The organism is Sphingomonas pituitosa NBRC 102491 (assembly GCF_001598435.1).
GTDB classification, from domain to species: domain Bacteria; phylum Pseudomonadota; class Alphaproteobacteria; order Sphingomonadales; family Sphingomonadaceae; genus Sphingomonas; species Sphingomonas pituitosa.
The window spans coordinates 160,835-187,659 of record NZ_BCYY01000009.1 but is presented as its reverse complement, the minus strand read 5'-3'; the positions used below and the strand labels follow the sequence as shown (position 1 = coordinate 187,659).

Annotated in this window: 24 protein-coding genes; 8 read left to right on the top strand and 16 right to left on the bottom strand. The window is 69.0% G+C overall.

The features are described 5' to 3' along the window. The coding region (locus SPI01S_RS22875) for a hypothetical protein (protein WP_218017595.1) at window positions 1-266 on the bottom strand (266 nt) is incomplete at its 3' end. 190 nt (window positions 267-456) lie between these two features. On the opposite strand from SPI01S_RS22875, the gene SPI01S_RS10050 reads away from it, so the two are divergent. Genes SPI01S_RS10050 through SPI01S_RS10040 form a run of 3 tightly spaced genes read left to right on the top strand, consistent with a single transcriptional unit; the run spans window position 457 to window position 4,188 of the window. After that, entirely contained in the window at window positions 457-1,959 is a 1,503-nt protein-coding gene (locus SPI01S_RS10050) for a B12-binding domain-containing radical SAM protein (RefSeq protein ID WP_066721745.1), read from the top strand. Continuing rightward, window positions 1,959-3,227, top strand: a complete 1,269-nt coding sequence (locus tag SPI01S_RS10045; protein ID WP_218017594.1) for a nitric oxide synthase oxygenase — start codon at window positions 1,959-1,961, stop codon at window positions 3,225-3,227. The genes SPI01S_RS10050 and SPI01S_RS10045 overlap by 1 nt, the downstream gene beginning before the upstream one ends. Window positions 3,228-3,231: 4 nt before the next feature. After that, on the top strand, window positions 3,232-4,188 hold the full coding sequence (locus tag SPI01S_RS10040; RefSeq protein WP_066721743.1) for a glycosyltransferase family 2 protein: 957 nt from the start codon (window positions 3,232-3,234) through the stop codon (window positions 4,186-4,188). Here SPI01S_RS10040 and SPI01S_RS10035 read toward each other — a convergent pair. The 5 genes from SPI01S_RS10035 to SPI01S_RS10015 form a co-directional block, all read right to left on the bottom strand. Next, complete coding sequence (locus SPI01S_RS10035) at window positions 4,153-5,286, bottom strand: glycosyltransferase (RefSeq protein ID WP_066721740.1); 1,134 nt, start codon at window positions 5,284-5,286, stop codon at window positions 4,153-4,155. The genes SPI01S_RS10040 and SPI01S_RS10035 overlap by 36 nt on opposite strands. Before the next feature lie 74 nt (window positions 5,287-5,360). Then, on the bottom strand, window positions 5,361-6,326 hold the full coding sequence (locus SPI01S_RS10030) for an alpha/beta hydrolase (protein ID WP_084253375.1): 966 nt from the start codon (window positions 6,324-6,326) through the stop codon (window positions 5,361-5,363). A 93-nt stretch (window positions 6,327-6,419) separates the two neighbouring features. Further along, window positions 6,420-6,758 carry a hypothetical protein gene (locus tag SPI01S_RS10025; protein WP_066721739.1) on the bottom strand — a complete coding sequence of 113 codons (339 nt, stop codon included), beginning with the start codon at window positions 6,756-6,758 and terminating at the stop codon, window positions 6,420-6,422. Beyond that, window positions 6,755-7,303: a 3'-5' exonuclease family protein gene (locus SPI01S_RS10020; RefSeq protein ID WP_066721737.1), complete on the bottom strand. Its 549-nt coding sequence runs from the start codon at window positions 7,301-7,303 to the stop codon at window positions 6,755-6,757. Before SPI01S_RS10020 ends, SPI01S_RS10025 begins: the two co-directional genes overlap by 4 nt. A gap of 40 nt (window positions 7,304-7,343) precedes the next feature. Next, window positions 7,344-7,904, bottom strand: a complete 561-nt coding sequence (locus SPI01S_RS10015; protein WP_066721736.1) for a TetR/AcrR family transcriptional regulator — start codon at window positions 7,902-7,904, stop codon at window positions 7,344-7,346. Between the two features lie 108 nt (window positions 7,905-8,012). Between SPI01S_RS10015 and SPI01S_RS10010 the strand changes: the two genes are divergently transcribed. The 3 genes from SPI01S_RS10010 to SPI01S_RS10000 are packed head-to-tail and all read left to right on the top strand — an operon-like array spanning window position 8,013 to window position 9,671. Then, the gene (locus SPI01S_RS10010) at window positions 8,013-8,702 is read left to right on the top strand and encodes a DUF1349 domain-containing protein (protein WP_066721734.1); all 690 of its coding nucleotides are present in this window, start codon (window positions 8,013-8,015) and stop codon (window positions 8,700-8,702) included. 4 nt (window positions 8,703-8,706) lie between these two features. Then, window positions 8,707-9,255 carry a sugar O-acetyltransferase gene (locus tag SPI01S_RS10005; RefSeq protein ID WP_066721732.1) on the top strand — a complete coding sequence of 183 codons (549 nt, stop codon included), beginning with the start codon at window positions 8,707-8,709 and terminating at the stop codon, window positions 9,253-9,255. Then, window positions 9,252-9,671 (top strand): acyltransferase family protein, encoded by a 420-nt coding sequence (locus SPI01S_RS10000; RefSeq protein ID WP_066721730.1) that lies wholly within the window; start codon window positions 9,252-9,254, stop codon window positions 9,669-9,671. Before SPI01S_RS10005 ends, SPI01S_RS10000 begins: the two co-directional genes overlap by 4 nt. 26 nt (window positions 9,672-9,697) lie before the next feature. Here SPI01S_RS10000 and SPI01S_RS22230 read toward each other — a convergent pair whose 3' ends face one another. Continuing rightward, on the bottom strand, window positions 9,698-10,201 hold the full coding sequence (locus SPI01S_RS22230; RefSeq protein WP_157084631.1) for a hypothetical protein: 504 nt from the start codon (window positions 10,199-10,201) through the stop codon (window positions 9,698-9,700). Between the two features lie 237 nt (window positions 10,202-10,438). Between SPI01S_RS22230 and SPI01S_RS09995 the strand changes: the two genes are divergently transcribed. Beyond that, window positions 10,439-10,867, top strand: coding sequence for a DUF1810 domain-containing protein (locus tag SPI01S_RS09995; protein WP_066721728.1), 429 nt, complete (start codon window positions 10,439-10,441; stop codon window positions 10,865-10,867). On the opposite strand, the gene SPI01S_RS09990 is transcribed toward SPI01S_RS09995, so the two are convergent. Genes SPI01S_RS09990 through rpiA form a run of 6 tightly spaced genes read right to left on the bottom strand, consistent with a single transcriptional unit; the run spans window position 10,864 to window position 19,745 of the window. Further along, window positions 10,864-11,673 (bottom strand): Cof-type HAD-IIB family hydrolase, encoded by an 810-nt coding sequence (locus tag SPI01S_RS09990; protein WP_066721726.1) that lies wholly within the window; start codon window positions 11,671-11,673, stop codon window positions 10,864-10,866. The two genes, SPI01S_RS09995 and SPI01S_RS09990, sit on opposite strands and share 4 nt — an antisense overlap. Further along, entirely contained in the window at window positions 11,670-13,103 is a 1,434-nt protein-coding gene (gene zwf, locus SPI01S_RS09985; RefSeq protein WP_084253374.1) for a glucose-6-phosphate dehydrogenase, read from the bottom strand. The genes SPI01S_RS09990 and zwf overlap by 4 nt, the downstream gene beginning before the upstream one ends. Further along, window positions 13,100-14,092, bottom strand: a complete 993-nt coding sequence (gene gnd / locus SPI01S_RS09980; protein WP_373278315.1) for a phosphogluconate dehydrogenase (NAD(+)-dependent, decarboxylating) — start codon at window positions 14,090-14,092, stop codon at window positions 13,100-13,102. Before gnd ends, zwf begins: the two co-directional genes overlap by 4 nt. Before the next feature lie 16 nt (window positions 14,093-14,108). Then, window positions 14,109-16,919 (bottom strand): bifunctional transaldolase/phosoglucose isomerase, encoded by a 2,811-nt coding sequence (locus SPI01S_RS09975; protein WP_066721722.1) that lies wholly within the window; start codon window positions 16,917-16,919, stop codon window positions 14,109-14,111. Beyond that, window positions 16,916-18,991, bottom strand: coding sequence for a transketolase (tkt, locus tag SPI01S_RS09970; RefSeq protein ID WP_066721720.1), 2,076 nt, complete (start codon window positions 18,989-18,991; stop codon window positions 16,916-16,918). The genes SPI01S_RS09975 and tkt overlap by 4 nt, the downstream gene beginning before the upstream one ends. Before the next feature lie 58 nt (window positions 18,992-19,049). Beyond that, window positions 19,050-19,745 carry a ribose-5-phosphate isomerase RpiA gene (rpiA, locus tag SPI01S_RS09965; protein WP_066721718.1) on the bottom strand — a complete coding sequence of 232 codons (696 nt, stop codon included), beginning with the start codon at window positions 19,743-19,745 and terminating at the stop codon, window positions 19,050-19,052. A gap of 308 nt (window positions 19,746-20,053) precedes the next feature. Here rpiA and SPI01S_RS09960 point away from each other — a divergent pair, with 308 nt between their 5' ends. Next, window positions 20,054-23,710 carry a TonB-dependent receptor gene (locus tag SPI01S_RS09960; protein ID WP_066721716.1) on the top strand — a complete coding sequence of 1,219 codons (3,657 nt, stop codon included), beginning with the start codon at window positions 20,054-20,056 and terminating at the stop codon, window positions 23,708-23,710. A gap of 12 nt (window positions 23,711-23,722) precedes the next feature. Here the strand turns inward: SPI01S_RS09960 and SPI01S_RS09955 are convergent, their stop codons facing one another. From SPI01S_RS09955 to SPI01S_RS09945, 3 genes are all read right to left on the bottom strand, one after another. Next, window positions 23,723-24,478 (bottom strand): IclR family transcriptional regulator, encoded by a 756-nt coding sequence (locus SPI01S_RS09955; RefSeq protein WP_066721714.1) that lies wholly within the window; start codon window positions 24,476-24,478, stop codon window positions 23,723-23,725. A gap of 65 nt (window positions 24,479-24,543) precedes the next feature. Further along, window positions 24,544-25,557: a LacI family DNA-binding transcriptional regulator gene (locus SPI01S_RS09950; protein WP_066721712.1), complete on the bottom strand. Its 1,014-nt coding sequence runs from the start codon at window positions 25,555-25,557 to the stop codon at window positions 24,544-24,546. Between the two features lie 12 nt (window positions 25,558-25,569). Further along, window positions 25,570-26,787: an MFS transporter gene (locus tag SPI01S_RS09945; RefSeq protein WP_306305022.1), complete on the bottom strand. Its 1,218-nt coding sequence runs from the start codon at window positions 26,785-26,787 to the stop codon at window positions 25,570-25,572. Window positions 26,788-26,825: the final 38 nt, after the last annotated feature.

Here is a 26,825-nt window from a genome sequence, read left to right as displayed (position 1 = left end):
AACGCGTGATCCCGCTCGGCCATATCGCCAGCGAGCTGCTCGCGGCGGCGTCCCGATGACCGCCGGCCGGTGATCGAGCCGGAGGGCGTCACCAAAGCGGGCCCGCCCGAAGCAGATGAGGACGACGACGGCTGTTCCGAGGGGGTGGCGGAGCCGGCCGGAGGGCGCACCGGGGCGGCCCGATCCTCGAAATGGTCCGGCGCGATCGGCGGAATGCTCCCGGTTCGTCCGGCGATCGCGGCGGAGTCCTCGCAAGAATCGGGCATGCTCGTTCCGCTGAGACAATTTGCGCCGAAATCGAGCTGTTCGTGACCGTATTTAAGACGACGGGATCGTTGCTAAGCGGATCGGCTCTCGATACGTCGGTTGTCGGGGGGAATCATGCAATCTTTGCATCAACATGAACGTGCGCGCGCTCGTAGCGTGACGAGCGATTCGAGAAGTCGTGCGGCGATCGTGCCGTCGACTGCCACCATCGCGGCGGGCATGACGGCGACACGCTATTCCGCCCTGCTCGTCGATCTCAACAACTTCGCGACCTTCCCGACGCTTGCGGTCGGCATCTTGACGGCGTCGCTGCGAAATGCCGGGCACGATGCCCGCTTGCTGGTGCCGCTTGCCCATGACGTGCCCGCTGCAGAGCGCGAGCGCGTCGAATGGCGGCTCGACCACTGGATGCGGCGCCTGCATCTTTCCACCTTGCCCCTGGCGCGCGGCGTGCGCGGCGCAGCAAGGAGCCTGCGTTACTGGTGGCGGCAGCGGCCGCATCCGCGGGTGTTGCGCGAAATCTCCAAGGCGCTTGCGGACAAGCCCGACATCCTGCTGCTCTCCGCCTATCTCCAGCACCATGCGACCGTCGTCGAGATCGGCAAGCGCGCCAAGGCGGCGGGCGTTCCGCTGCTGCTGGGCGGCCCTGCCTTCAACATGAAGGGCGTGGCGGACAGCTGGCGCAGCGTGCCTGGGCTGACCGCGATCTTCGGGGGCGAGGCCGACGTGGTGCTGCCCGATCTGGTCGATACGGTCATCCGCGGCGGTGACCTGCTCGCGTTCGACGGCGTGACGCTGCCCGACGGGCGGCGCAGTCGGCCTGCGCCGCCCTTCCGCCCGGTCGACACCTCGCCGGTGCCCGATTTTGCGGATTTCCCCTGGGACCGTTACCGCGTCCGCATCGTACCGATGATGACCGGTCGCGGTTGCCAATGGGCACGCTGCAGCTTCTGCAGCGACGTGGTCTCGGTCAACGGCCGCACCTTCCGCACGCGCAGCCTGGAATCGGTGCTCCACGAAATGCGCGAGCAGTCGCGCCGCCACGCGACCACCAATTTCCTGTTCCTGGACCTGAAGCTGAACAGCAACCCGGCCATGTTCCGCGGCATCGCCGAACACGCGCAGGACGTGGTGCCCGGCGCGCAGTGGATCGGCACGGTCCATGTCGATACCCGCGCCGACAACGGCCTGTCGCGCGCGGATCTCCGCGCCGCGGCGGCGGGCGGGATGCGCCGCGTCAGCTTCGGGCTGGAAAGCGGTAGCCAGCGCATGCTCGACCTGATGCAGAAGGGGGCGACCGTCGAAGGCAATGCCGCCTTCATCCGGCATGCCTTCGAGGCCGGCATCTCCGTGCGATGCACCATGTTCAAGGGGTATCCGGGCGAAACCGCCGCGGATCTGGCGGAGACGGCCGCCTTCCTGGAGGCGCACGCGCCCTATCTGGATCGTGTCCGGTTCAACGACTTCTCCATTCTGGAAGACACGCCCGTGTGGCAACAGATGCAGGACGGCAGCTTGCCCGATCTGGTCGTCCGCGGGTTCCGCCCGGCACTCGGCCGCGCCTTTGCCGATCAGCGGGCGACCCAGGCCGCCGAGTATCGGCGCGCCAAGGCGCGCGTGCTGCAGGCGGTCTACGCGATCAACCGCCGCAAGCTGCGGCCGGGCGCGCAGATGTTCGACGGCATGATGTGATGGTCGATCGCTTCGTAGGCGCCGATCCGGTGCGGCGGCGGATGCGGCGCCTGTCCGCGGGCGAGCGTCGCGAGGAGGCGCTGGCGTTTCTGGACGATTTTGCGCGCGAGACGGGGCAGCCCGCCGCCGCCGCGGCCGCACGCCGGGCCGAGGTGGTGCGCGCGCTGCGTCGCACCGGCGGCTATGCGCATACGCCCGAGGAGCTCGCCTTCGGCGCGCGGCTGGCGTGGCGGAACCACGCGCGGTGCATCGGGCGGTTGTGGTGGAAGTCGCTGGAAGTGCGCGACTGCCGGGCCATGGAAACGCCCGGGCAGGTCGCCGCACAGCTGTTCGCGCACATGGAGGAGGCCTTTGCGGGCGGGCGGATCCGCTCCTGCATCAGCATCTTTCCGCCCGCCAGGGGCGATGCGCTGCCCGTCACGGTCGAAAGCCCGCAGGTGCTGCAATATGCGGGCTATCTCCAGCCGGACGGCACCACATTGGGCGATCGGCAGAATGTCGAGCTCACCCGCACCGCGATCGGTCTCGGCTGGACGCCGCCCGAGCGGCCGGGCGCCTTCGATCTGCTGCCGCTGATCCTGCGCGACCCCGGCGGCTTCCGGCACTTCTTCCCCATCCCGGAGGCGATCGTGCAGGAGGTGGCGATCCGCCACCCCGCGCATCCCGACCTCGCCCGGCTCGGCTTGCGCTGGTATGCGGTGCCGTGCGTGGCCAACATGCACCTGACGATCGGCGGCATCGAATATCCCTGCGCGCCGTTCAATGGGCATTACATGGCCAGCGAGATCGCCTCGCGCGACTTCGCCGATCGCAAGCGCTACGACCTGTTGCCCCGGATCGCCGAAGCGCTGGGATTTGCGCCGTCGGAAAGCGCAGACCCGCTGTGGCGCGACCGTGCCCTTACCGAACTGAACTCCGCGGTGCTGCACAGCTATCGCGCGGCCGGGGTGGACATCGTCGATCACCACACCGCGAGCGAGCAGTTCATGGAGTTCGTCAAGCGCGAGCAGCGCGAAGGCCGGACGGTCTCGGCGGACTGGGCGTGGATCGTGCCCCCGCAGGCGAGCGCCGCTTGCCCGGTCTTCCACCTCGGCATGGAGGACCTGCATGCCGTTCCGAATTTCTTCGCCAGCCGCGCGCTGGACGGCAACCGGTTGCGGGTCAATCGTCGGGATCGGCGGCGGAGCGAGTGGCTGCAGCGCTATGATCGCCTGAAGGCGCGCTGGCGCGACTGGCGGCGGCAGCGCGACGCGCTGCTGCAGCGCTGAGCCGATGCTCTCGATCCTGCTGGTCTGCTGGAACCAGAGCGCCGCCACCCGCGCCTGCCTGGCCCGGTTGTGCGGAGCGCCGCCGGCAGCGCCGCACGAGATCGTCGTGGTCGACAACGGCTCCGCCGACGACACGGCGGCCATGATCCTGCGGGAATTCCCCACGGTCCGGCTGGTTGAAGCGGGCGCCAATCTCGGCTTCGCGGGCGGCGCCAATCTCGCCGCCCGGCACGCGCGGGGCGACACGCTGCTGTTCCTCAACAACGATACCTTGCCGCTCGACGGCGCGATCGACGCGCTGCTCGCCTTTGCCGAGGCGCGGCCCGGCGCGGGCCTGTGGGGCGGCCGGACCGTGCGCGAGGACGGGCGGGTCAATCCCACCGAAAGCCTTGCCGCGCCCAGCTTCTGGGGCAGCGTCTGCGTCGGGCTGGGGCTGTCGGGCAGCTTCCCGCGCAGCCGCCTGCTGAACCCGGAGGGCTATGGCGGCTGGGCGCGCGATTCCGTCCGCGAGGTGGGGGCGCTTTCGGGCTGCTTCCTGATGATCCGCGCGCCCTTCTTCGCGGCCCTTGGCGGGTTCGACGCGCGCTATTTCCTCTACGGCGAGGATGTCGACCTCAACCTGCGCGCGCGGGCGCTGGGCGCGCGGCCCTGCTTCACGCCGGCCGCGACGATCCAGCACAGCGGCGGCGCCAGCAGCCGGCCGGAAGACATGATGACCTATCTCCTGAGCGCGAAGGTCGAGCTGGTGCGGCGCCACCTGGGGCCGGTGCGCGGGCGCCTGGCGGCACAGGTCTATCTGTTCGGCGCCTGGCTGCGTGCGCATGCCTTTGCGGTGCTGGGGCGCTGGCACCCGCGCTTCGCCGACCGGCGGAGGACCTGGCAGCTCGTCTGGCGGCGGCGACGCCACTGGCGCAACGGCGTCATTTCACGCCCGCTCGCGGAGCTGCTGCCGCACCGCTGACAATCCGTCGGCCACCGCTGCATCCAGCCGCGCCTGCCGTGCCGCGAGCCACGCCGCCCGTGCGTGCGGGGCGGGGGCGGGTGCATCGACCAGCGCCCGGGCGAACGCTTCCGCGTCCGGCGCCTGGATCACGTCCGCGGGCAGGGCGCCGACCAGCGCCCCCGCCTCGCGCGTGGCGACGACGATCCGTCCCGATGCGATGGCATCGAGCAGCTTGAGATTGGCCCCGACCCTGGCGAGCGACGGCACCGCGATGCGCCGGGCGTCGTGCAGAAAGCGTCGGGCGTCGGGCACCGGCCCGAGGAAGGTGACACCCGGGATCTCCGGCAGCCGGCGGCGGTCGATCGCGCCGCCGATCACCACGCGCCAGCCGCGCGGCAGCCGCGGCTGGACCTCGCCCAGAAACCAGGACAAGGCGCGGTGGTTGGGCTGCCAGCGCCAGTTGCCGAGAAGCGCGACCTCGGCGGCACCCTCCGGAGCCGCATCGTCCTGGAGCGCCATGGCCGACAGCGGCGGCAGCGCCTGCACCCGCGTGCCTGCATGGGGGGCGAGCACGGCGGCGTCGGCATCGCTGATGCACCAGCTGCGCACGGCGGCGCGGGCCAGCGCCTGCTCCATGGCGCCGATATGGCGCGCTTCGCGCGCATAGATGCGGCGGCCGAGCGCACCGGCTTCCCCGGCGAGCCTGGCATAGAGCCGCGCCTCTGCATGATGCGCGAGGTACAGGAGCGGAATCCCGCCGAGCAGCGGCTGGATCCATCCCATCTGGGCATGGTCGATCAGCACGGCGTCCCAACCCTGGCGCGCCAGCTGGAGTGCGAGCGCGCGTCGATAGGCGGAACTGACCCATTTCTGCACGGAGAATGCGTTGCGGCCCAGGGCCTGCACCGCCCAGCCGAGCGCGTGAAAGGGCGCGGCGCGCGTTTCCACCGCGCGCGGGCCGGCGCTCACCTCGCCCTCGGCGGACGCCGCGCCATAGCCCAGCACCGTCACGTCCGCGCCGTTGCGGCGCAGACTGTCGACCAGCGTCTGCGACCACAGCTCGCCGCCGTTGCGGCGCCGCCCCGGCAGCACCGTCGTCGAGAACAAGATGCGCATGGCTCCCCCAATCGCTCCCCCGAAAGATGCGCATTTTCTGGCAGGTCAGGCCCGCTGAAGGAAGGCGCCCGCGGTCAATCGGCTGCGGGTGCGGCGGCGCCATGGGCCGCCGGCGGCTGGTCGCGCCAGATCCAGCGCAGCACCTCCGGCAGGAGCGCGCCGCCTTCGGCATCGGAATGGCCGCCGGACGTCCATTCGTGGCGCACGTCGTAGCGCGGTCCGCCGCGCCGTTCGGCATCGGCATGGGCATTGGCCCATTCCAGGCTTTTCAGCATCTGCTGGTTGGCCAGGAACCAGTTGCCATGCTCGTTGTCCAGGTCCTCGCGCCCGTCCTGCAGGAACACGCGCAGCGGCCGGATCGCGCCCTTTCGGATCAGCCCCGGATAGAGATCGCCGCCGTAAGCAAGCGGGCGGCCATCGGGCGCCAGGGTCAGCCCGATCGAGGTGTAGCTGCCGATGAAGCTGAGGACGTTGCCGAACGCTTCGGGATGCCGCCACGCCAGCGTCCAGGAGGCGATGGCGCCGCTCGACGTGCCGGCCGCCGCACGGCGCCGGGGGTCCGCCGCGAAGCGCCAGCGGCGCGCGACCCTGGGCAGCAGCTCGTCCAGCGTCATGCGGGAATAGGCATCGGACAGCGAATCATATTCCTCCACGCGGTGGTCCGGATTCTGCATGCCCAGCGTGTCCGGATAGCGTGTCGATCGGTTGCCGGGCGTGACGAAGATGCCGAGCGTGGCAGGGATCGCGCCCCTGGCGATCAGGGTATCGAGCACCTCCGGCACCTTCAGCGCGCCGGTCGGGTTCGTCGCCCGCTGGCCGTCCTGGAACAGCAGCAGGTTCGGCGGGCGGGCCGGGTCATACCCTGCAGGCACATAGACCCAGTAGCGCCGCACCGTGCCGGGATAGACGCGGGAGTGCAGCTCGAACGGTCCCTCCAGGCGGCCGTGGAGGGTGGGTGCCGCCGGGCCTTGCACGGGTGTCGCCATCAGGGCCGGCGCCGTTGCCGCCAGCAATGCCCCGGCCAGCAGGATGATCCGCATTCCCCCTCCTTCCACGATGGTCGCCCGCTTCTACCCTACAAGCCGGCGAGATGCGCCATCGTCTTGTGCGCGCGGCAGAAAATCCTCGGCAAGTCAGCAGAGGCCGGCAAACCAGGCCGCATAGGGCGTGTTGCGGGCGAGATGGCGGTTATAGTCGGGCGCACCGTCCTGCCACCAGGCGGGGCCGCGCTCGCCGAGCGCATGCTTGGCGCGATCGACGGCGGCATGCGCCGTGGCTTCGGCGGCGGCGTCTTCGGTTCGCCGGGCGGCGGCGACCCCGCGCCGCGCCTGCATCAGTTCGGCGACGAGCGCGGTGCGCCGCTCCTCGGAAAGCGTCGGATCGGCCATGCGCCAGAGCCGGCCGCGCACCACGAAGTAGCGCCCGTCCGGCGTGACGGGATGTCCGGCGCGGCCGACCTGCGCATCCGTCATCGCCCGGCGGCGTAGGCGCGCGCCGCAGCGCGAACGGCAAGCCAGCGGTCGCGCTCTTCCGTTGCGTCCGCGAGCGCGCGGTGGGCAGGCTGGGCGCGGTCTCCCATTTCGGCATGCACCAGAAGATCCTCGACGGCGGCGTCGAGCGCAGCCGGCGGCAACCGGCCCGCGAGTGCGGCGCGTGCCGCGTCGCGCTGCGCATCATGGCTGCTGCCAAGCCGCAGGCTGTGGCGCGGCAGTCCGGCGGCGCGCAGCAGCGTGCTCAGCCATTTGCCGTCCCAGGAGGGCGCGCTCGCCAGCAGCTCGTGTCCGGTCAGCTGGTCGATCATCCGCCCTGCGACCGCGTCGTGCGGCTCGCCCCGTTCGAGCAGCGTCACGCGCGGGATGTGATGGATCGCCTCCGCCGCCGGATCCCAGTCTTCCCAGCCGGGGGCAGGGCGGATCAGATGCTCCTCAAACCGGCCGTCCTCGAACACCCAGGCCACTTCGATCGGGTAGCTGCGCTTGCCCAGCGACGAGGCCTCGAAGTCCAGAAACACCAGCATCCGGCAATAACGACAGGAAAGCCGTTTCGCTGCAAGGGCGTCAGCGCTGCGCCGGGTCGATCACACGGTGCACGATGTCGCTGATCGCCGCCCGATCGAGCGGGTCGCGATCGATCGAATTGTGGATGCCGATTCCTTCCACCAGCGCGTCGAGCGCGCGGGTGGTCAACGGATCGAAGAAGCGCTCCAGCGCGGCGCGGCTGTTGTTCATCCAGCGCTGCATCACCGCAGAGACCGGCGGGTGGCGCGCGGCAAATGCATAGAGCTCATAGCTGAGCAGCAGCGTGCGCGGTTCCGCCCAGACCGACCCTGCGATGATGTCGATGATCGCCTCGCGCGCGCTGTCCCGGTCGGTTGCCGCCGCCATCCGGGTACGGAAGGCGTCCGACGCTTCTTCCGCCAGCTGCACGAATGCTTCGGTGAGCAACGCCTCGAGCGTGTCGAAATAATAGGTGACCGATCCCAGCGGCACGCCCGCGGCGGCGGCGATGCGCCGGTGCGTGGTGTTCGGTACGCCGTGATCGGCGATCACGTCCAGCGCGGCGGCGATGATGCGGCGCCGCCGTTCCGGATCGTTCCGCCTCGCTGTTCCCTCGGCCACGCCAACGCTCCCCGAAACACCATTGCAATCGATATGTACAAATGTACACATGCTGCCGACACGCGGCAGGAGGGTTCCTGCCGTATTCATGTTGCGAGGGGAAGGAAGATGCAGGAACCGCAGCTGTCGCGTCGGGCGATCCTGGGGAGTGCGGTTGCGCTCAGCGTGCCGGGAGTCGCGGAGGCGGCGACGCATGGCGCGGCCGGCGAGGCCGTGCTGGGACGGAAGGACGGTCGCTGGCTCAACGCGCCCAAGCAGTGGCGCGCGGACGCCGGCGGGGACCTGATGCTGGTAACCGATCGCGGCACCGATTTCTGGCGTGAGACGCATTACGGCTTCACCCGCGACAGCGGGCATTTCCTCGGCTTCCCGACCGGCGACGCGTTCACCGCGCAGCTGCGCATCCGCGGGCGGTACGAGAAGCTCTACGACCAGGCGGGCATCATGGTGCGCGTCGACGAGCGCCGCTGGGTGAAGGCCGGCATCGAGCTGTCCGACGGGCGCGCGATGCTGAGCAGCGTCCTCACCGACGGGCGATCGGACTGGTCCACCGGCCCCTATGCCGGCGGCGCCGCGGATTTCTGGATGCGCGCGACGGTCGCGAAGGGCGTGCTGCGCCTGCAGGTCTCGGCCGACGGCAAGACCTGGCCGCTGGTGCGGCTGGCGCCGTTCCCGGTGGCATCGGCCTATCAGGTCGGCCCCATGGCGTGTACGCCGGAGCGCGAGGGGCTGGAGGTGCGCTTCTCCGATCTCCGCATCACCGCGCCGCTCGGCAAGGACCTGCACGATCTGAGCTGAACCCATGACCCAGAAGCAACGCATGCTGGCCGGCGAACTCTATACCGCCGACGACCCCGAGATCGCCGCCGACGCTGCCCGCGCGGCGGCGTGGATGGTGCGATACAACGCGTCGCTCGCCAGCGATGCGGCCGATCGGCATGCGCTGCTGGTGGAGGGACTGGGGCAGGTGGGCGAGGGGGCGGTCGTCCGCCCGCCCTTCCATTGCGACTATGGGTCCAACATCCATCTCGGGCCGCGCGTGTTCCTCAATTTCGGCTGCGTGATCCTCGACGTGGTGCGCGTCGAGATCGGCGCAGGCACGCAGATCGGGCCGGGGGTGCAGATCCTCACCGCCGATCACCCGCGCGATGCGGCGCTGCGGGCGCAGGGGCTGGAATTCGGGCGGCCGATCCGCATCGGCGCCAATGTCTGGATCGGCGGCGGCGCGCTGATCCTGCCGGGGGTGACGATCGGCGACGACGCCATCATCGGCGCCGGCAGCGTGGTGACCCGCGACGTGGCGCCGGGCGCGACGGTGGTCGGCAATCCGGCGCGGGCGGTCACGCGATGAGCGTCACCGGGGCCCGGACGCTCGACGCGACCAGCGACGGCAAGCCGCATTTCGACGTGCTGGACGGGCTGCGGGGCACCGCGGCGCTGCTGGTCGTGGCGTTCCACATCCAGGGCATCACGGTGCTGTTCGAGGCCAGCCGGTTGCTGCTCCCGCACGCCTATCTCGCGGTCGACTTCTTCTTCGCGCTGTCGGGCTTCGTCGTCGGCTATGCCTATGACGATCGCTGGGGCCGGATGACGGTGCGGGAGTTCCTCGCGCGGCGGCTCGTGCGGCTGCATCCGCTGGTCGTGCTGGGGACGGTGCTGGGGCTGGCGAGCTACTGCGTCGATCAGCCGAGGCGGATCGAGAGCGCCACCTCGTCGCTGAACGGCATTTCTCCCAGTATTTCCCAACAAGGGGGCTGCAAGGTATGATAAGGGCGGAGCCGCCCGCTCCGTGCTCACGGCCGGATACGGTGCACCTCTATCCTCATGCCATTGAGGCCTTGCTCGGAAAACCAGTCCAGCACAAATGCATGAGACTTGGTAAGCCACATGGTGCCCGTTGCGCCGATATTAGTCTTTGCCCCGACAACCTCACCGATCGATTGTTCGTATTTTGATCTTTCATCGGCAGCCCTCGCTATCACCCAGCATATTGTCTCTCCACCTGGTTTGTCCGGGACAGGCATCCATGCGGGGTTTGTGCGACTGACGTATTTACGCATAGCTGAACCTGAAGGCGGCATTTGTTCCGGACGCCAGTTCCTCTTGCCTAGTGCATCTGGGTAACCTTCAGATTCCAGGCAGTCGTGAATTGCGGTAGCCACCTGGCTCGGACTGGCGGTCGGAAGTGCCAGCTGCGCCTGGACGTATTCGCCGGGAACGATCAGCCCCGTGATCAGGGTCAGTAATTTGAATGCGGGTGCAATGCTTCGGATGCAGCTTTTACCGCATATGCGCATCTTACCCTCCGAGATATTGAATACGTCTTTTGATCATCGCCGTCGCGGCAGGCGGATAATCGATCAAGAGCAACGGTACACCCCTATCTGCCTCTTCGACAATCAAGCATTTGCCGACCATCGTTGCGCACCTCGCCTTGCGACCCGACGAAGCGATAGAGCGTCTGGCGCGTGATGCAGCGTTCGTCGCATATCTGGAGGCCTTGCGCGCCGAAACCCGCTAAGGATCCTGCGCTGATGACCGATCCCCACGATCTCGACCGATTCGTCGCCGCGCAGGACGGCAGCTACGAAGCCGCCCTTGCCGAGATCCGGCGGGGCGCCAAGCGCAGCCACTGGATGTGGTACATCTTCCCGCAGATCGCCGGGCTCGGCCGTAGCGCGATGGCGCGGCGCTATGCCATCGGCTCGATCGGAGAAGCGCGGGCCTATCTGGAGCATCCGCTGCTCGGGCCGCGGCTGCGCGACTGCGTGTCGGCGCTCCAGGACCTGACACGCGGCTCGGCGGAATCGGTGTTCGGCGAGGTCGACGCGATCAAGCTGCGCTCGTCGCTGACGCTGTTCGCCGAAGCGGGCGGCGGCCCGCTGTTCGAAGCGGCGCTGGCGCGCTGGTTCGGCGCGGCCGACCCGGCGACGCTGTCGATCCTGGCGGACGGCGCGCGCTAGCCGCCCAGCAGCGACAGGAGGATCGTGTCGATCGCCTGGGCGACGCCGTCGGCATCGTTGGCGCCGGTGACGTGCGTCGCCGCCTTTCGCACCGCCTCCGGCCCCTGGCCCATCGCGATCGAGAGGCCCGCCCGCCGGAACATCGGCAGGTCGTTATACTGGTCGCCGATCACCGCCACGTCGGCCAGCGGCACGCCGAGCGCCGCCGCGAGCGCGGCGATGCCGTCGCCCTTGTTCGCAAGCGGCGCGGTGACGTCGAGATAATAAGGCTGCGAGCGCGCGACCTCGGCCTCGTCGCCGAGCGCCGCCGCCACGTCCGCTTCCAGCCCGGCCAGCATGTCGTGGTCCGACGAGACCGCGACGATCTTGTCCACGGCATCGAGCAGCGCGCCGAAATCGCTGCACACCACCGGGTCCTGCGCCGACGTCACCCGCTCGCGCGGCGTATAATGGTCGTCGAGCCGGTCGGTATGCCACTGGCCCTTGGCGAACACCCAGCGGATCACGTCGGGCCGGGCGATCGCCGCCAGCGTGCGCTCGGCGACCCCGGCGTCGAGATGGGTCGCGGACAGGATCGTGCCGTCGGCCCGCACGATCGTGCCGCCGTTGAACGCGCCGATCGGGGTGGGCAGGGCCAGCCGCTCGGCGATCCACAGCAGGCCGCTCGGCGGCCGGGCGCTGATGATCGAGACGGGCACGCCCGCGGCGACGAGGCGTTGCACGGCGGCAATCACGGGCTCGCCGAGACTCTTGTCCGGGCGCACCAGCGTGCCGTCGACGTCGGAGAGGAACAGGCCAAGCTTCATGCGATGTCGTGCCAGTTGCGGCCGTCGCGCGCGAGCAGCGCGTCGGCGGTGGTGGGGCCGGTGCTGCCGGCGGGATAGTCGTCGGGTTCGCCGCTGCGCCAGGCGTCGAGCAGCGGCTGCACCGCGCGCCATCCGCCCTCGATCTGATCCGCGCGCTGGAACAGGCTCTGGTCGCCGATCAGCACGTCGTAGAGCAAGGTCTCATAGCCGGTGCGATGGCCGAGGTCGAAGGCATCGGCATAAGTGAAGGCGAGGCTCGCCGGCACCATCTTCACCAGCGGGCCGGGCTGCTTCACCGCCATCTCCAGCGTCAGCGCCTCGCCGGGCTGGATCTGCAGGATCAGCCGGTTGGGCGGCAGTTCGGTGTTCGGCGTGTTGCGGAACAGGGTAGGCGGCACCTCGCGGAAATGGATCACGATCTCGGTGTCGCGCGCGGTCAGCGCCTTGCCGGTGCGGAGATAGAAGGGCACGCCGTGCCAGCGCCACGTCTCCACCGCAACCTTCAGCGCGACATAGGTTTCGGTGCGGCTTTCGGCCGCGACGTCGGGCGTGTCGCGATAGGCGGGCACCGGCTTGCCGCCCGCCTCGCCCGCCAGATAGCGGCCGCGCACCGCGTCCTCGGGCGGGATCGGCGTGACGGCGGCGATCACCTTTGCCTTTTCGCTGCGCACCGCCTCGGCATCGAAGCTGTTCGGCGGCTCCATCGCGACGAGTGCGAGCAGCTGGAACAGATGGTTCGGCACCATGTCGCGCAGCGCGCCGGTCTCGTCGTAGAACTTGCCCCGGCTGCCGACCGCCACCGTTTCCGCCGCGGTGATCTCGACATGGTCGACATAGCGGTTGTTCCACACCGCCTCGGTCAGCGCGTTGCCGAAACGGGCGACGGTGATGTTCTGCACCGTTTCCTTGCCGAGGAAATGGTCGATCCGGTAGATCTGCGTCTCCTGCGCCTGGGCGAGCAGCTGGGCGTTGAGCGCCTGCGCCGAGGCGAGATCGGTGCCGAACGGCTTTTCCACCACCAAGCGCCGGAAGCCGTCCGTCTCGGCGAGCAGCCCGGCGCCACCGAGCTTCTCGCCGATCGGGCCGAAAAAGCCCGGCGCGGTGGCAAGGTAGAAGACGGCGTTGCCTTGCACCCGGTCCTGCAGCGCGGCATAGAGCGCGTCGTCGGTAAAGTCGCCGCGCAGATAGGAAATCCGCTCCCGCCAGCGCTCCCACGCCGCTTCGTCGCCTTCGATGAACGCGCCGAGCTTCTCGCGCAGCGCGTCGTCATCGCCTTCGCCGTGGCTGATGCCCAGCAGCTGCGTGTCGCCGTCCAGCAGCCCGTCGCGCTCGAGATGCACCAGCGCCGGCATCAGCAGGCGGCTGGCGAGGTCGCCCATCGCTCCGAAGAGGACGAGCGTCGCGGCGGGTGCCGGCGGCGCGTCGTTCACTGCGGCATCTCGACATGCCCGCCAAAGCCGAACCGCATGGCGCTGAGCAGCTTGTCGCCGAACGTGTTCTCCGCCCGGCTGCGATAGCGCGCGAACAGCGCGGCGGAGAGGACATAGACCGGCACGGCTTCCTCCATCGCCGCATCGATCGTCCAGCGCCCTTCGCCCGAATCGGCGACCTTGCCGCTGAAGGCGTCGAGCGCGTGATCCTTGGCGAGCGCGGAGGCGGAGAGATCCAGCAGCCAGGACGAGATCACCGAGCCGCGCCGCCAGACCTCGGCGATATCGGTCAGGTGCAGGTCGAACCGCTCGTCTTCCGGGAGCCGCTCCGATGCCTTGTTCCGCAGCACGTCGAAGCCCTCGGCATAGGCCTGCATCAGGCCATATTCGATGCCGTTATGCACCATCTTGACGAAGTGTCCGGCACCGGCGGGGCCACAATGAATATAGCCCTTTTCGGCGCGGGAATCGCAATCGGTCCGGTCGACCCGCTCGGGTGTGCGCGGGATGGTGCCGATGCCGGGGGCGAGCGCGTCGAAGATCGGATCGAGCAGGTCCACCGCGTCCTTGCTCCCGCCGATCATCATGCAGAAGCCGCGTTGCAGCCCCCAGACGCCGCCCGAGGTCCCGACATCGACATAGTGGAGCTGCCGCTCGGCCGCCACCTTCGCGCGGCGGATGTCGTCCTTGTAGAAGCTGTTGCCGCCGTCGATGATGATGTCGCCGGGTGCGGCGGCGGCCATCAGCGCCTCGACGGTGCTTTCGGTCGGCTCGCCGGCCGGCAGCATCACCCAGAAGATGCGCGGCGTCGGCATCCGGGCGACCACGTCCTCCAGCGAGGCGGCGGGGGTGGCGCCGTCCTTGGCGATCGCGTCCACGGCCTCCGCGCTGCGGTCGAAGGCGACGATCTCGTGCCCATGTTCCATCAGCCGGCGGGCGATTCCCGCACCCATGCGGCCGAGGCCGATCATCGCAAGACGCATCCGCATTATTCCTTTCAGATCTTCAGAGGGCCGCAAGCACGGCCGATAGCAGCGCCTGTAGCCCGCCGCCGCCGCGCTTCAAATGGACTTGCAGCACGTGCTGGCCGCGTTCGGCCAGAACGTCGCTGTCGCCGCGCGCCTGCGCGATCTGGACGGTGCCGAAGCTCGCCCTGCGGCCCGGCACGGCGAGATCGGGATCGGGATCGCGGGTGATGGTGAGGAACGCCCCGTCCGCCGGGCCGCCCTTATAGGCCTGCCCGGTCGAATGGAGGAAGCGCGGGCCGAAGCCCGCGACGGTCGCCACCCGCCGGGCGTCCCGCACGGCGACCCGCATCGCGGTGAGCGCGGCGGTGTCGGCGTCGTTCCGTTCGACATAGGCAAGGAAGCCGGCATAGCCGCCGGGGCCCAGCGCCGCGAAGTGATCGCGCAGCAGGCTCGCGGGGCTGCCGGACAGCGACTGGCCCTTGGCGGCATGGACCGCGAAGTCCGCATTGTCCGCGACCGGCTGCCGGGAATCGAGGGTGCCCGAGGCTTCATAGGCGTCGACCAGCCGGCGGGTGGCGACCTTGGCGTCCTCGACATCGGGCTGGTCGAACGGATCGATGCCGATCACCGCGCCGGCGATGGCGGTGGCCACTTCCCAGCGGAAGAATTCCTGCCCGATCAGCCGCGGGGTATCGAGCGTGATCCGCACCACCGGATGGCCGGCGGCGGCGAGCGCATCGAGCCTCGCGGCATTTTCGCTGCCGCGTTCGCCGGCGAGCGCGAACTGCACGAAGACGCGATCGTTGCCATAGACCTCGGGTGCGCCCAGCGGCTCCAGATCGACCGGGACGATGCCCTTGCCCTGCTTGCCGGTGGATTCGGCCAGCAGCTGTTCCAGCCAGGCGCCGAGCGGGGCCAGCGGCGGCTCGGCGACGATGGTCAGCTTGTCGCGCCCGATGCGGGCTGCCTCGCCGATCAGAATGCCGAGACGGATGCCCGGGTTGGCGGCCGGCGGCACGTCGGCACCGCACGAGAAGACCATCGGCTGCAGGGCCTCGAAGAAGCGGCCCGGGTCGAGGCCCATCGCGGCGGCCGGTACCATGCCGAACACCGACAGCACCGAATAGCGTCCGCCGATCGCGAGATCGCCGGGGAAGGTGGCGCGGAAGCCGTCCGTCCTGGCCGTGGCCTCCAGCCTGGACCCCGGATCGGTGACCGCGACGAAATGGTCGCCCTTGCGGCCGCTCGCCTCGAAGAAATAGCTGCGGAGCAGTTCAGGCTCCAGCGTCGAGCCGGATTTGGACGAGACGATGAACAGCGTCTGCGCGGGATCGATCCGGGCTGCCACCGCGGCGATCTGGTCGGGATCGGTGGTGTCGAGCACGTGCAGCTTCGGACTGCCCGAAGCGCTGCCCAGGATCTGCGCCAGCACCTCCGGGCCGAGGCTCGACCCGCCCATGCCGAGCAGCACGACATCGCGGAAATGGCGAGCCTGTTCGGTCAGCTGCCGGAGCGCCGCCATGTCGACCTGCTCGCCGCGCGCGGCGGGAAGCCAGCCGAGCCACTTCGCCTCGTCGCCGCCGGTCCACAGCGCCGCATCGCCCTGCCACAGCCGGCGCGACCATGCATCGGCGCGGGCGGTTTCCAGCCGTTCCTCCACGGCCTTCGCCAGCGCCTCGGGCAACTGGGCATCGAAGCCGTTGAGCCGCTTGCCGAGATGCGCGGTGCGCTTGGCCGCCACCGCGCCGAGCAGCGCATCGGCGGCGTCGCCGAACTGCTGCACGCCGTCCAGCACCAGCGCGTCGGTGATATCGTCGAGGCCAAGGCCCAGCCGATCGGCCTCGGCGAGAACGTGGCGCGCGTCGTCCAGCCCTTGGGTCAGGGTGTCGGCGACGGTGCCATGGTCGCGAAAGGCGTTCATCGTCTTGGGCGGCATGGTGTTGACCGTGTCGGGGCCGATCAGCGTGTCGACATAGAGGGTGTCGGGATAGGCGGGATCCTTCACGCCCGTCGATGCCCATAGCAACCGCTGCGGCATCGCCCCCTTGGCGGCAAGCGCCTGCCAGCGCGGGCTGGCGATCATCTCGCGATACCAGGCATAGGCGAGCTTGGCGTTGGCGATGGCGACCTTGCCGCGCAGCGCCTTCAGCGCGCCGCTTTCCGGGTCGCCTTCGGCAATCCGTGCATCGATCTTCTTGTCGATCTGGATATCGATCCGGCTGACGAAGAAACTCGCGACGCTCGCGATCCGATCAATCGAATCGCCCCGCGCCACCCGTGCCTCGAGCCCGGCGAGATAGGCCTCGGCCACCGCCTGATAGCTCTCCTGCGAGAACAGAAGCGTGACGTTGATGTTGATCCCGTCCTCGATCAGCTGGCGTATCGCGGGCGCGCCGGCCGTGGTGCCGGGCACCTTCACCATCAGGTTCGGTTCGTCGACATGGGTCCAGAGCCGCCGCGCCTCCTCGATCGTCGTGTCGGTGCCGTCGGCCAGATAGGGCGAGACTTCGAGGCTGACATAGCCGTCGCGACCGCCCAGCCGATCATAGACCGGGCGGAGATCGGCGGCGGCCGCCTTGATGTCGGCGATGGCCTGGCTCTCATACACGTCCTGCACGCTGGCATCGCCGGTGCCGAGAAACCGGGTAAAGCCTTGGTCGTAGGCGTCGCCATGTCCCATCGCCTTTTCGAAGATCGACGGATTGGAGGTGACGCCGGTCAGGCCGTCCTGCTCGATCAGGGTGCGCAAGCCTCCTTCGCGCAGGAACGTGCGGTCGACGAAATCCAGCCAGGCCGCCTGGCCGGCGTCGTGCAGCTGCTTCAGCCTGCTGGTGTCGCCGCCGGTCATTGCGCTTTCTCCATCAGCTCACGCGCCATCTTGACGATGTTGTCGACGGTGAAGCCGTATTTTTCCTGCAGCTTGGCGAGCGGCGCAGAGGCGCCGAAGGTCGACATGGTGATCGTGCCCCCGTCGCTGGTGACGTAGCGGTCCCAGCCGAAGGAGCCGGCCTGCTCGACCGCGAGTCTGGCAGTGATCGCCGGCGGCAGCACGGACTCGCGATAGGCGCGGTCCTGCTTCTCGAACAGATACCAGCTCGGCAGCGAGACGACGCGCGAGCGCACGCCCTCCGCGGTCAGCCGCTCATGCGCATCGACCACCATCGGCAGTTCGGAGCCGGTACCGATCAGGATCACCTCCGGAACGCGGCCCTCGGCATCGGCGAGCACATAGCCGCCGCGCTCCAGCCCTTCCGCCGAAGCGTATTTGCTGCGATCCAGCGTGGGTATCGCCTGACGCGACAGGATCAGCGCCGTCGGTTCGTGGCTATGCTCCAGCGCGACCTTCCAGGCGACCGCGACTTCGTTCGCATCGCCCGGGCGGATCGTGTCGAGCCCGGGGGTCGCCCGCAGCGTGGCGAGATGCTCGATCGGCTGGTGGGTCGGCCCGTCCTCGCCGACGCCGATCGAATCATGGGTGAACACGAACACTACCGGCAGCTCCATGATCGCCGCCAGCCGGATCGGCGCGCGCATGTAATCGGCGAACACCAGGAAGGTCGCGGTGTAGGGCCGCAGGTAGCTCAGCGCCATGCCGTTGGCGATCGAGCCCATGGCGTGTTCGCGCACGCCGAAATGCAGGTTCTTGCCGCCGTACTCATTGGCTTCGAACGAGTTCGCGCCCTTGATGTCGGTCTTGGTCGAGGGCGACAGATCGGCCGCGCCGCCGAGCAGCGCGGGCAAATGCGGCGAAACCGCGTTGATCACCTTGCCGCTGCTGTCGCGCGAGGCGAGGCCCTTGGGGTCGGCGTCGAAGCTGGGGAGCGCCTGCTGCCAGCCGCTGTGGAGCTTGCCACGGCGGAGCTCGTCGATTTCGGCGGCTTCCTGGCGGTAGGTCTCGCGGTAGCGGGCGAACAGCGCTTCCCAGGCTTCCCGCGCCGGCCTGCCACGATCGGCCAGCGCGGCGCTGAACCGCTCCGCCACGCCCTCGGGCACCAGGAACTGCGCGTCCTCGGGCCAGCCATAGGCCTGTTTGGTCGCGCGGACATTATCCTCGCCCAGCGCCTCGCCATGCGCCTTTTCGCTGCCGGCGCGGGGCGAGCCCCAGCCGATCACCGAATGGACGACGATGAAGGTCGGCGCGTCGCTGGTCGCGCGGAAAGTGGCGATCGCCTCGGCAAGCGCCTCGGTGTCGTTGGCGTCGTCGACATGAAGGACGTTCCAGCCATAGGCCTGGAAGCGCTGGCCGACATCCTCATCGAAGGCGAGGTCGGTGCTGCCTTCGATCGAGATATGGTTGCTGTCGTAGATCCAGCAGAGGTTCGAGAGCTTGAGATGCCCGGCAATCGACGCCGCCTCACCCGACACGCCTTCCATCATGTCGCCGTCGCCGCACAGCACGTAGACGTCATGGTCGAACAGGTCGAAGCCGTCGCGGTTGTAGCGTGCGGCCAGCGCGCGTTCCGCAATGGCCATGCCGACCGAATTGCCGCAGCCCTGGCCCAGCGGGCCGGTCGTCGTCTCGACGCCGGTGGTCATGCGATATTCGGGATGGCCGGGGGTCTTCGACGAAAGCTGGCGGAACTGCTGGATGTCGTCCAGGCTCACTGCGGGCTTGCCGGTCGGCTGCCCATCGGCATCGATCTCGCGCACGCCGGCGAGGTGGAGCACCGCGTAGAGCAGCATCGAGGCATGGCCGACCGAGAGGACGAAACGGTCGCGGTTGGGCCAGTCGGGCGCGGCGGGGTCGTAGCGGAGGAAGCGGCTCCACAGCGTGTGCACCACCGGTGCGAGCGCCATCGGCGTGCCGGGGTGGCCGCTGTTCGCCTTCTGCACCGCGTCCATCGCGAGCGTGCGGATGGTGTCGATCGCAAGGCGATCGGGCGAGCCGTCTTCGTGAATGCGCTGGTCGGGTTCGGACATGGATCAAGCAACTCCGTTCGTCGCGATGCAACGGGTGGGCGCGCAAATGGCTGCACGCTTACGCATCCGCCGGGCGCTCCTGATGGGTCAGCCCGTCCGGACCCGCGCAGTAGAGCGCGTCGATCTCGGTCAGGAACAGGCCGTGGCCGAGCACGCCCGGGATTTCGGACAGCGCCCGGGCGAGGCGCAGCGGGTCGGGGATGGCGGGGAAGGTGGCGTCGAGAATGGGGTGGCCGGAATCCGTCAGGACCATGCCGGCGCTGCTGGCGCGCAAGGTCCCCGTGCCGCCGAGGCGGGTCAGCGTGGCGGTGACCAGCCCTTGCGCAGCCTGCAGCACCTCGATCGGTACCGCCCGTGCGCCCAGCCGCTCCACACGCTTGGCGACATCGGCGATGGCGATGTTGCGGCGGGCCAGCGTCGCGACGATCTTCTCGAGCAGCATCGCGCCGCCGCCACCCTTGATGGCGCGCAGACCGGGGTCGATCTCGTCGACGCCGTCGATACACAGGTCGATCTCGGCGAGACCATCCGGCGCGATCAGCGGAATGCCGGCGGCACGCGCCGCCGTCGCGGTGGCGCGCGAGGTCGCCACGGCGGTGATCCGCAGCCCTTGCGCGACGCGATCGCCCACCAGCCGAACGGCATGCGCCGCCGTGCTGCCGGTGCCGAGTCCCAGGATCATGCCGTCCTGCACCTCGGCGATCGCGGCAGCGGCGGCGGCGCGCTTCCAGCGCTCGGGATCGGCGGGCTCCATGGCATCCGAACGGTACAGCCTCCCGCCCGTTCCGGCTGCTATACAAGGGTCTGGTCCCGAACCGCACGCGTCCGTGCGGACCCTGCCCCGCGCGGTCGCTCATCCGCGGCATCGCCTCGTTGCAGCAGGGATTTGTCTGCGCAGATCGCCGCCTCTTGCGCCCTAGCCGAAACCTGATAATGTTGCATTAAGTGAAGCGTACATTCACAATGTGGGAGTAGGGGGCAAAGACCTGCACTCCCTCGGGGACCAAGGCGGCCAAGGAGCATCCATAAAGGTGCCGCCGACCAGATAGGAGAGGGAACGGGATGGACAGGGGACTTCATTCACGCCGGCATATCGCCGCGACGGCGAGCTGGGCGGCATTGGCGACCATGCTGGGCGGGGGCATCGGCACCGCAGCGGCGCAGACCAATGCATCGGCACAGGCGCAGCCCGCGCCGGACATGAGCAGCCAGCTCACTACTTCGCAGGAAGAGGCGATCGTGGTGGTCGGCTCTCGCGCCAGTCAGCAATCTTCGAACGCGCGCAAGAAGAACGCCCGTACCGCCACGGATTCGATCGTGGCGGACGACATCGGCTCCTTCCCGGATCGCAACGTCAACGAAGCGATCTCGCGCATCCCGGGCGTTGCGCTGGGGCGCAACGAATTCGGCGAGGGTGAAAGCGTCGCCGTTCGTGGCAACGGACCGGACCTTACGCGCGTCGAGCTGGACGGCATCGGCGTGCAGAGCACCAACGGGCTGGCGATCGGCGCCGCAAACGGCCGCAGCGCGGATCTGCGCGAGCTGCCGGCAGAGCTCGTGAAGAGCGTCGACGTCGTCAAGGGCTCCACCGCGGACATGACCGAAGGCGGACTGGGCGGCACCGTCCAGATCAAGACGCGCACCGGCCTCGATTTCAAGAAGCCCTATCTGTCGCTGCGCGCAGGCGCCGGCCAGAACTCGCTGGGCCGCGACTGGACCCCCGATTTCAACGCAGTCTATGGCCGACGTCTGTTCAACGATCGCGTCGGCATGATCGTCAGCGGCAGCTATTCGAAGCTCCAGAACAACGGCCATGGCTTCGAGACCACCACCAGCAACAACCGCGGCTATGCGCGCCTGTTCGATTTCGACCAGTCGCCGGAAAAGACCTTCAGCTTCAACCCTGCGACGGTCGGGACGGACGCTGCGGACGTCGCCTTCGCCAACAGCACGGCGCCGGGTGGCGGCGCGCTCACGCCGCGCCAGCTGGTCACGCTGTCGGCGGGCGCCAAGACCAAGGCGGAATGCCTCCAGATCTTCCCGAACAATGCCACCGGCACCACGGCCCAGAAGGGCCAGCGGATCCTGGAGCAGCAGACCTGCCTCAATCAGTGGAACGACTATACGCCGTCGCTGATCCGCAACTTCATGAACACCCAGACGGACCAGCGCTCAGCCTTCGACGCCCGGTTCGACTATCGTGTCACCGATCGCCTGACCGTGTTCGCGAAGGGCACCATCGCCAATCGCAAGGTCCACGACCAGAACCGCAGCCGCAATCCGGTGACGCTGTTCGGCCAGAACGTCCCCGGCACCTTCCTGGATACGACCACCGGCTACCCGCGCACCCGCAGCGTCACGCCTGCGGCGGCGGCGGCCGGCTATTATCTGTTCGACGGTCTCAACAATGTCAGCGGCAATGCCACGAACGGCAACGTGGTCAACATCGTGCCGGGCAGCGTCAAGGTCGACAGCGCGCACAACGTCACGGAGATGACGCTCACCAACAATTCGGTGAACATCGATCAGATCGAGAACACGATCGACACCAAGACCAAATATTTCCAGGGCGGTCTCGAGTTTCGCGGCGACCGGCTCGACATCGACGCGATGGCCGGCATGACCCGCGCGACCACCAGCCGCGGCGACATGCGCACGGCGCGCTCGTACAGCTATGGCAATGCGACGCTGAAGCTGCAGCCGAATGGCCTGTGGGACGTGCAGCTGCCGAGCAACTATGACGAGAGCAACCCGGCCAATTTCGTCCAGCTGTCCGCACCTGCGTGCATCGGCGCCGGCACCGCGCCGACCTGTATCGGGCAGAACGCCGTGGCAGCCGGCCCCAACGGACCGGCCACGCCGGCCTATACCGTGGGGCAGATGCCGCTGACGACGCCCACCTTCGGCGTCTCCTATTCGCCGGCGCTCGGCGAGGCCTCCGAAAAGATCGCCAAGCTGGACCTGATCTATCGTACCCAGGAAGTCCTGCCGTTCATCACCCGCATCAAGGTGGGCGGACAGTATCGCAAGAACGATCTCGATCGCTGGGGCGGCGGCGGCTACACCGCGAAGAGTCAGATCGGCACCTTCGGCCAGCCCGGCTATGTGCCGGCGGTCATCGTGCCCACCGCGAACGTCCGCGGTTCGCTGCGCGCGTGCCAGCCGACGGCGACATCCACCCTGTCGTGCAACTATGGCTATGTCGCGGCCACCAATCCGGCGAATATCCGCTCGGGCGTCGATACGCTGACGCCGCAGGCGCTGCAGGACCTCTGGGCGCGTACCGTGGAGCCGTCCGACAGCGCCTATTTCGGGGACCTGCCCAATCGCGGCAACCTGCCCCCCGCCTGGCAGGGCATCCGCACCGACGAGCTCTTCGCCGCCCTGGGCGCGGCGCAGTACATGAACTTCGATTGTCTCAAGACCTGCGTGGGCAGCGACGGCAACACCTATGCCCAGCCGGTCAGCCGGACGCGGGAGACGATCAAGAACATCTATGCGATGGCCGATTTCGAGCAGGATCTCTTCCGGGGCATCCGCGTGGACGGCAATGTCGGCATCCGCGGCGTGTTCGCAAATACCAAGGGATCGGGCCTGCTCACGCTGAACTCGATCCGCGTCACCCCGCTGTTCAATCCCAATGATCCGAACAACGCCAACGGCATCACCACGGTATCGTTCAGCCAGAACGTGACGCTGAACGCCAAGACCAACGCCTGGCTGCCGAGCTTCAACGTCAACTTCTGGGGCTTCCACGACCAGGTCGTGCTGCGCTTCTATGGCGGCAAGACCGTCGCGCGACCCAATCCGACGCTGATGTTTCCGGGCGGGACGTGCAACATCGACCAGCGCGTCGAGCTCGATACGAACCCGGACGACGTCTATGGCTGCACCGGCCGCGTCGGCAATCCCGGCCTCAGTCCGTTCACGGCATGGAACTACAATACCAGCCTGGAATGGTATCCCAACGCCGACACGGTGTTCTCGGTCGCCTATGGCAAGCTCGACGTGAAGATCGGCAGCCCGATCGCCGTGACCGAGAATCGCAAGCCCTTCGCCGGCACCGATACCAAGGATCCGGCGACCGGCGCCGCGCTTGCCGACCTGGAGTTCGGCGTGCCCACCTATGCGAACGGGCCCGGCTACAAGCGCGACATCTGGGAGTTCCAGGCCAAGTCGGCATTCACCTTCCTGCCCTGGTTCCTCAAGCACACCGGCGCGGACCTGAACTTCTCGATCCTCGCCTCGTCGGCGACGACGGGGCAGCTCGATCCGCTGACCGGCGACGTGATGCTGCCGCCGAACGAGTCCAAATACTATACCAACGCATCGCTCTGGTATGACGACGGCAAGCTCAACTTCCGCATCGCCTATCAGAAGCGGAGCTCGACCTTCCTCTGCATCACGCCGTGCGGCGGCACGACCGGCGACATCAACTATCCGGGCGAGCAGTGGACCAACGTCCGCCTCGTGGCGCCGGGCTACAATCCGGGCGTGCCGCGCTATCAGGACGGCACGACGTTCATCGACGCCAAGATCTCGTACAACATCAGCCGCAGCTTCCAGGTCTATCTGGAAGGCCGCAACATGCGCCGCGAAGCACAGACGCTGTCGACCGGCGAGTATGTGCCCTTCGCAGACGGAACGCCGCGCGTGATGCGCCTTTCCTATGGCGGCCGGCGGATCATGGGCGGCGTGCGCGTCCAGTTCGGCCGCTGAGCCGCCGGCGGGTCACCCGGCCGGTGTCGGGTGGCCCAGCGCGGCGCTGATCTCCGCTGCCGCTGCCCGAACCTGTGCGACGATGCCGTCGAGCGCGGCATCGTCGACATATTGCGCCGGGCTCACCACGCTGATCGCGGCGACGATCCGACCAGCGGCGTCCCGGATCGGCGTCGCGACCGCGCGGAGGTCGTCGGGCGGAGGGCTGCGGTGGATCACCGCCCCGCGCGCACGGTCGGCGGACAGATCGGCAAGAAAGCCCGGTTGCGATGCCGGACGGCGCGCGAGCAGTGCCTCGAGCGCGGCGGGCGGCTCGTCGAGCAGCAGCGCCTTGCCCAGACTGGTCTCCGGCAGCGGCCGCCGGGTGCCGACCGGCGTCGTCACCACCACCCGCTGCCCGCCGCCGACACGGTGCAGGTGTACCGAATGATCCCCGTCGCGCTCGCCGAGGAAAGCCGGCATGTTGGTCGCATCGGCGAGGCTGCGCAGGCGGTCGCGCGCCAGTTCGACGATGTTGAGCCGCTCCTGCGCGCGGACTCCCAGCTGCATCAGCTTGGGGCCGAGACGCAGGCTTCCGTCGCGCTCGCCGACGGCGAAGCCGCGGTCGATCAGTGCCAGCGCCAGTCGCCGCGCGGTCGATACCGTGAGTCCTGCGCCCGCGGCCAGCTCGCGCACGGTGTGCGGGCGCTCGGCAAGCAGGTCCAGCAGATCCAGCCCGCGTTCGAGCGTCTGTGTGCCGGCGCGCGGCGCGGCCTTGTCGTCGGTCATCGGGTTCCCATCGGTGCGCTCAACCGCCCAAGGACTAGGGGCGGCGATGCACCGGGTAAAGTGGCTTACCGGGCCGGGCCGGTGCTGTCGCGCAGGGTCAGCCGGTGCGGCAGCCGGCGCAGCAGGGTGCCCCGCGCGGCGGTGGCCGGCGCTTGGGTGAGCAGCTCCACCGCCGCTGCCGCCATCTCGACATGCGGCTGATGGACGGTGCTGAGCGGCGGCCACGCCATGCGGGCGATCGCGGCATCGTCGAAGCCGGCGATCGAGAGCTGATCGGGCACCGCGATCCCGGCGCGCATGGCCGATACCAGCACGCCCAGCGCCATCTCGTCATTGGCAGCGAAGATCGCGCTCGGCCGGCTCGCCCCCGTCAGCAGCCGTTCGCCGGCGGCGAGACCCGAGCGGAAGGTGAAGTCGCCCTGCAGCGTGCGGTCGGGCCGCACCGGCAGGCCCGCCGCCGCCATGGCCGCCTCGAACCCCTCCTGCCGGCGTGCTGCCGCATGGTGTTCGGGATTGCCCTGGATGAAGCCGATGTCGCGGTGGCCGAGCGCGATCAGCGCCTCGGTCAGTTCACGGGCGGCGCCGGATTCGTCCATCTCCACCGCGGCGGTGCGGTCGTGAAAATCGCCGGGCGAAATGCGCACCACCGCCACGCCCATCCGCGCGAACAGATCGAGCAGCTCCGGCCAGTCGCACAGGGGCGGGGTGAGGATCGCGCCGCCCAGCCGCATCGCGCGCAGCGATGCCTCGCACTGCGCCAGCCAGTCGGGCTGGTCCCGCGTGACCTGCTCGACGACGAGATGGTAGCCGAGCGCCCGGCAGCGGGCGAGCGCGCCGCGCTGGAGATCGGCGGCATAGGTGGAGGCGGGGTCGTCGAAATACAGGCCGAGCAGGAAGGAACGCGAGCTCGAGAGCTCGCGGGCGAAGGCATTGGGCCGATAGCCCAGTTCGTCGACGACCTTCTGCACCGCCGACCGCACCTCCGGCCGGACATAGGCCTCGCCGTTGATCACGCGCGACACTGTCTTGGGGGAAACACCTGCGTGCTGGGCGACGTCCTTGAGCGTGAGCGGCTTCATGCGCATGCAGTCTTATCGCCTTGCGGGCGATAGCGCTATCATCAACGCAAAGGCGGCGATCCCCAGATAGCACAGCAGCGGCAACCCCAGCGCGGCCGGCAGGCCGATCCGGTCGGCCAGCGCGGCGGTTGCCAGCGGAACGAGGGCGCCGCCGACGACCGCCATGCAAAGGATCATCGAGGCATAGGGTGCGAGGCCGCGATCCTCGGGCAGCGCCAGCGCGAAGATGGTGGGGTACATGATCGCATTGCACAGTCCTACCGCGAGCAGCGCTGCGGCACCCGCCATGCCCTCGAGCTGGCTCGCGGCGCCGACGAGCAGCACCGCGCCGAACGCCACGCCGGCAAGCAGCCGCGGCGGTGCGATACGCACCAGGCCCATCGCCCCGGCGAACCGGCCGAGCATCGCCCCGCCCCAATAGAGGCTGACCAGCCGGCCCGCGGCCGCCGGATCGGCACCGAGTATGGCGGGGAGCGCCAGATAATTGGCGAGCAGGCTGCCGATCGTCACCTCCGCCCCGACATAGCCGAACATCGCGAGGCTTCCCCAGGCGAGCCGGCGTTCGCGCAGCACCCGCCCGAGTTGTGCCAGCGGCAATCGGCTGGGCGCGGGGTGCGTCGCCAGCAGGTCGCGCGCGCGCCAGAAGAGGAGGGCGAGGCAGGCCAGCACCCCCGCGCAGGCGAGGAACGGCAGCGCGAGCTGCAGCCGTCCCAGGGCGCCCAGCTGGAGCAGGAAGCCGGCCCCGGCGAGCGGCGCCAGCACGGTACCGATCGAATTGAAGCCCTGGAGCAGGGTCAGCCGGGCTGCGCCCCGCCCCTCGGTCGCGACCAGCGGCTGGACGACGTTGGCGGCGATCTGGAGGAAGGTGATGCCGGTCGAAAGGCAGAGCAGCGCCAGCAGCAGCAGGGCATAGCTGCCGATCCAGGCGGCCCCGCCGAGCGCCACGCACGCCAGCGTCATCACGCCCAGCCCGGCGGCGATCGCGCGCATATAGCCGGTACGCACCAGCAGCGCCGTGATCGGCAGCGCGAACAGCAGATAGCTCGAGTGGAAGGCGAACTGCACCAGCGCGGCGCGGGTATAGTCGAGCCGGTCGATCAGCGTCAGCCGCGGCACCAGCAGGCCCACCAGCGCGGTGACGAATCCCCCCATGAAGAAGATGCCGATCGAGCGGTGGAACAACGCCGCGACCATATCCGACGACGGCGTGGGAGAGGGGGGAGACTGCACGAACCGAGCTTAGCGGGCGCGGGCGACGTGGCAATGCG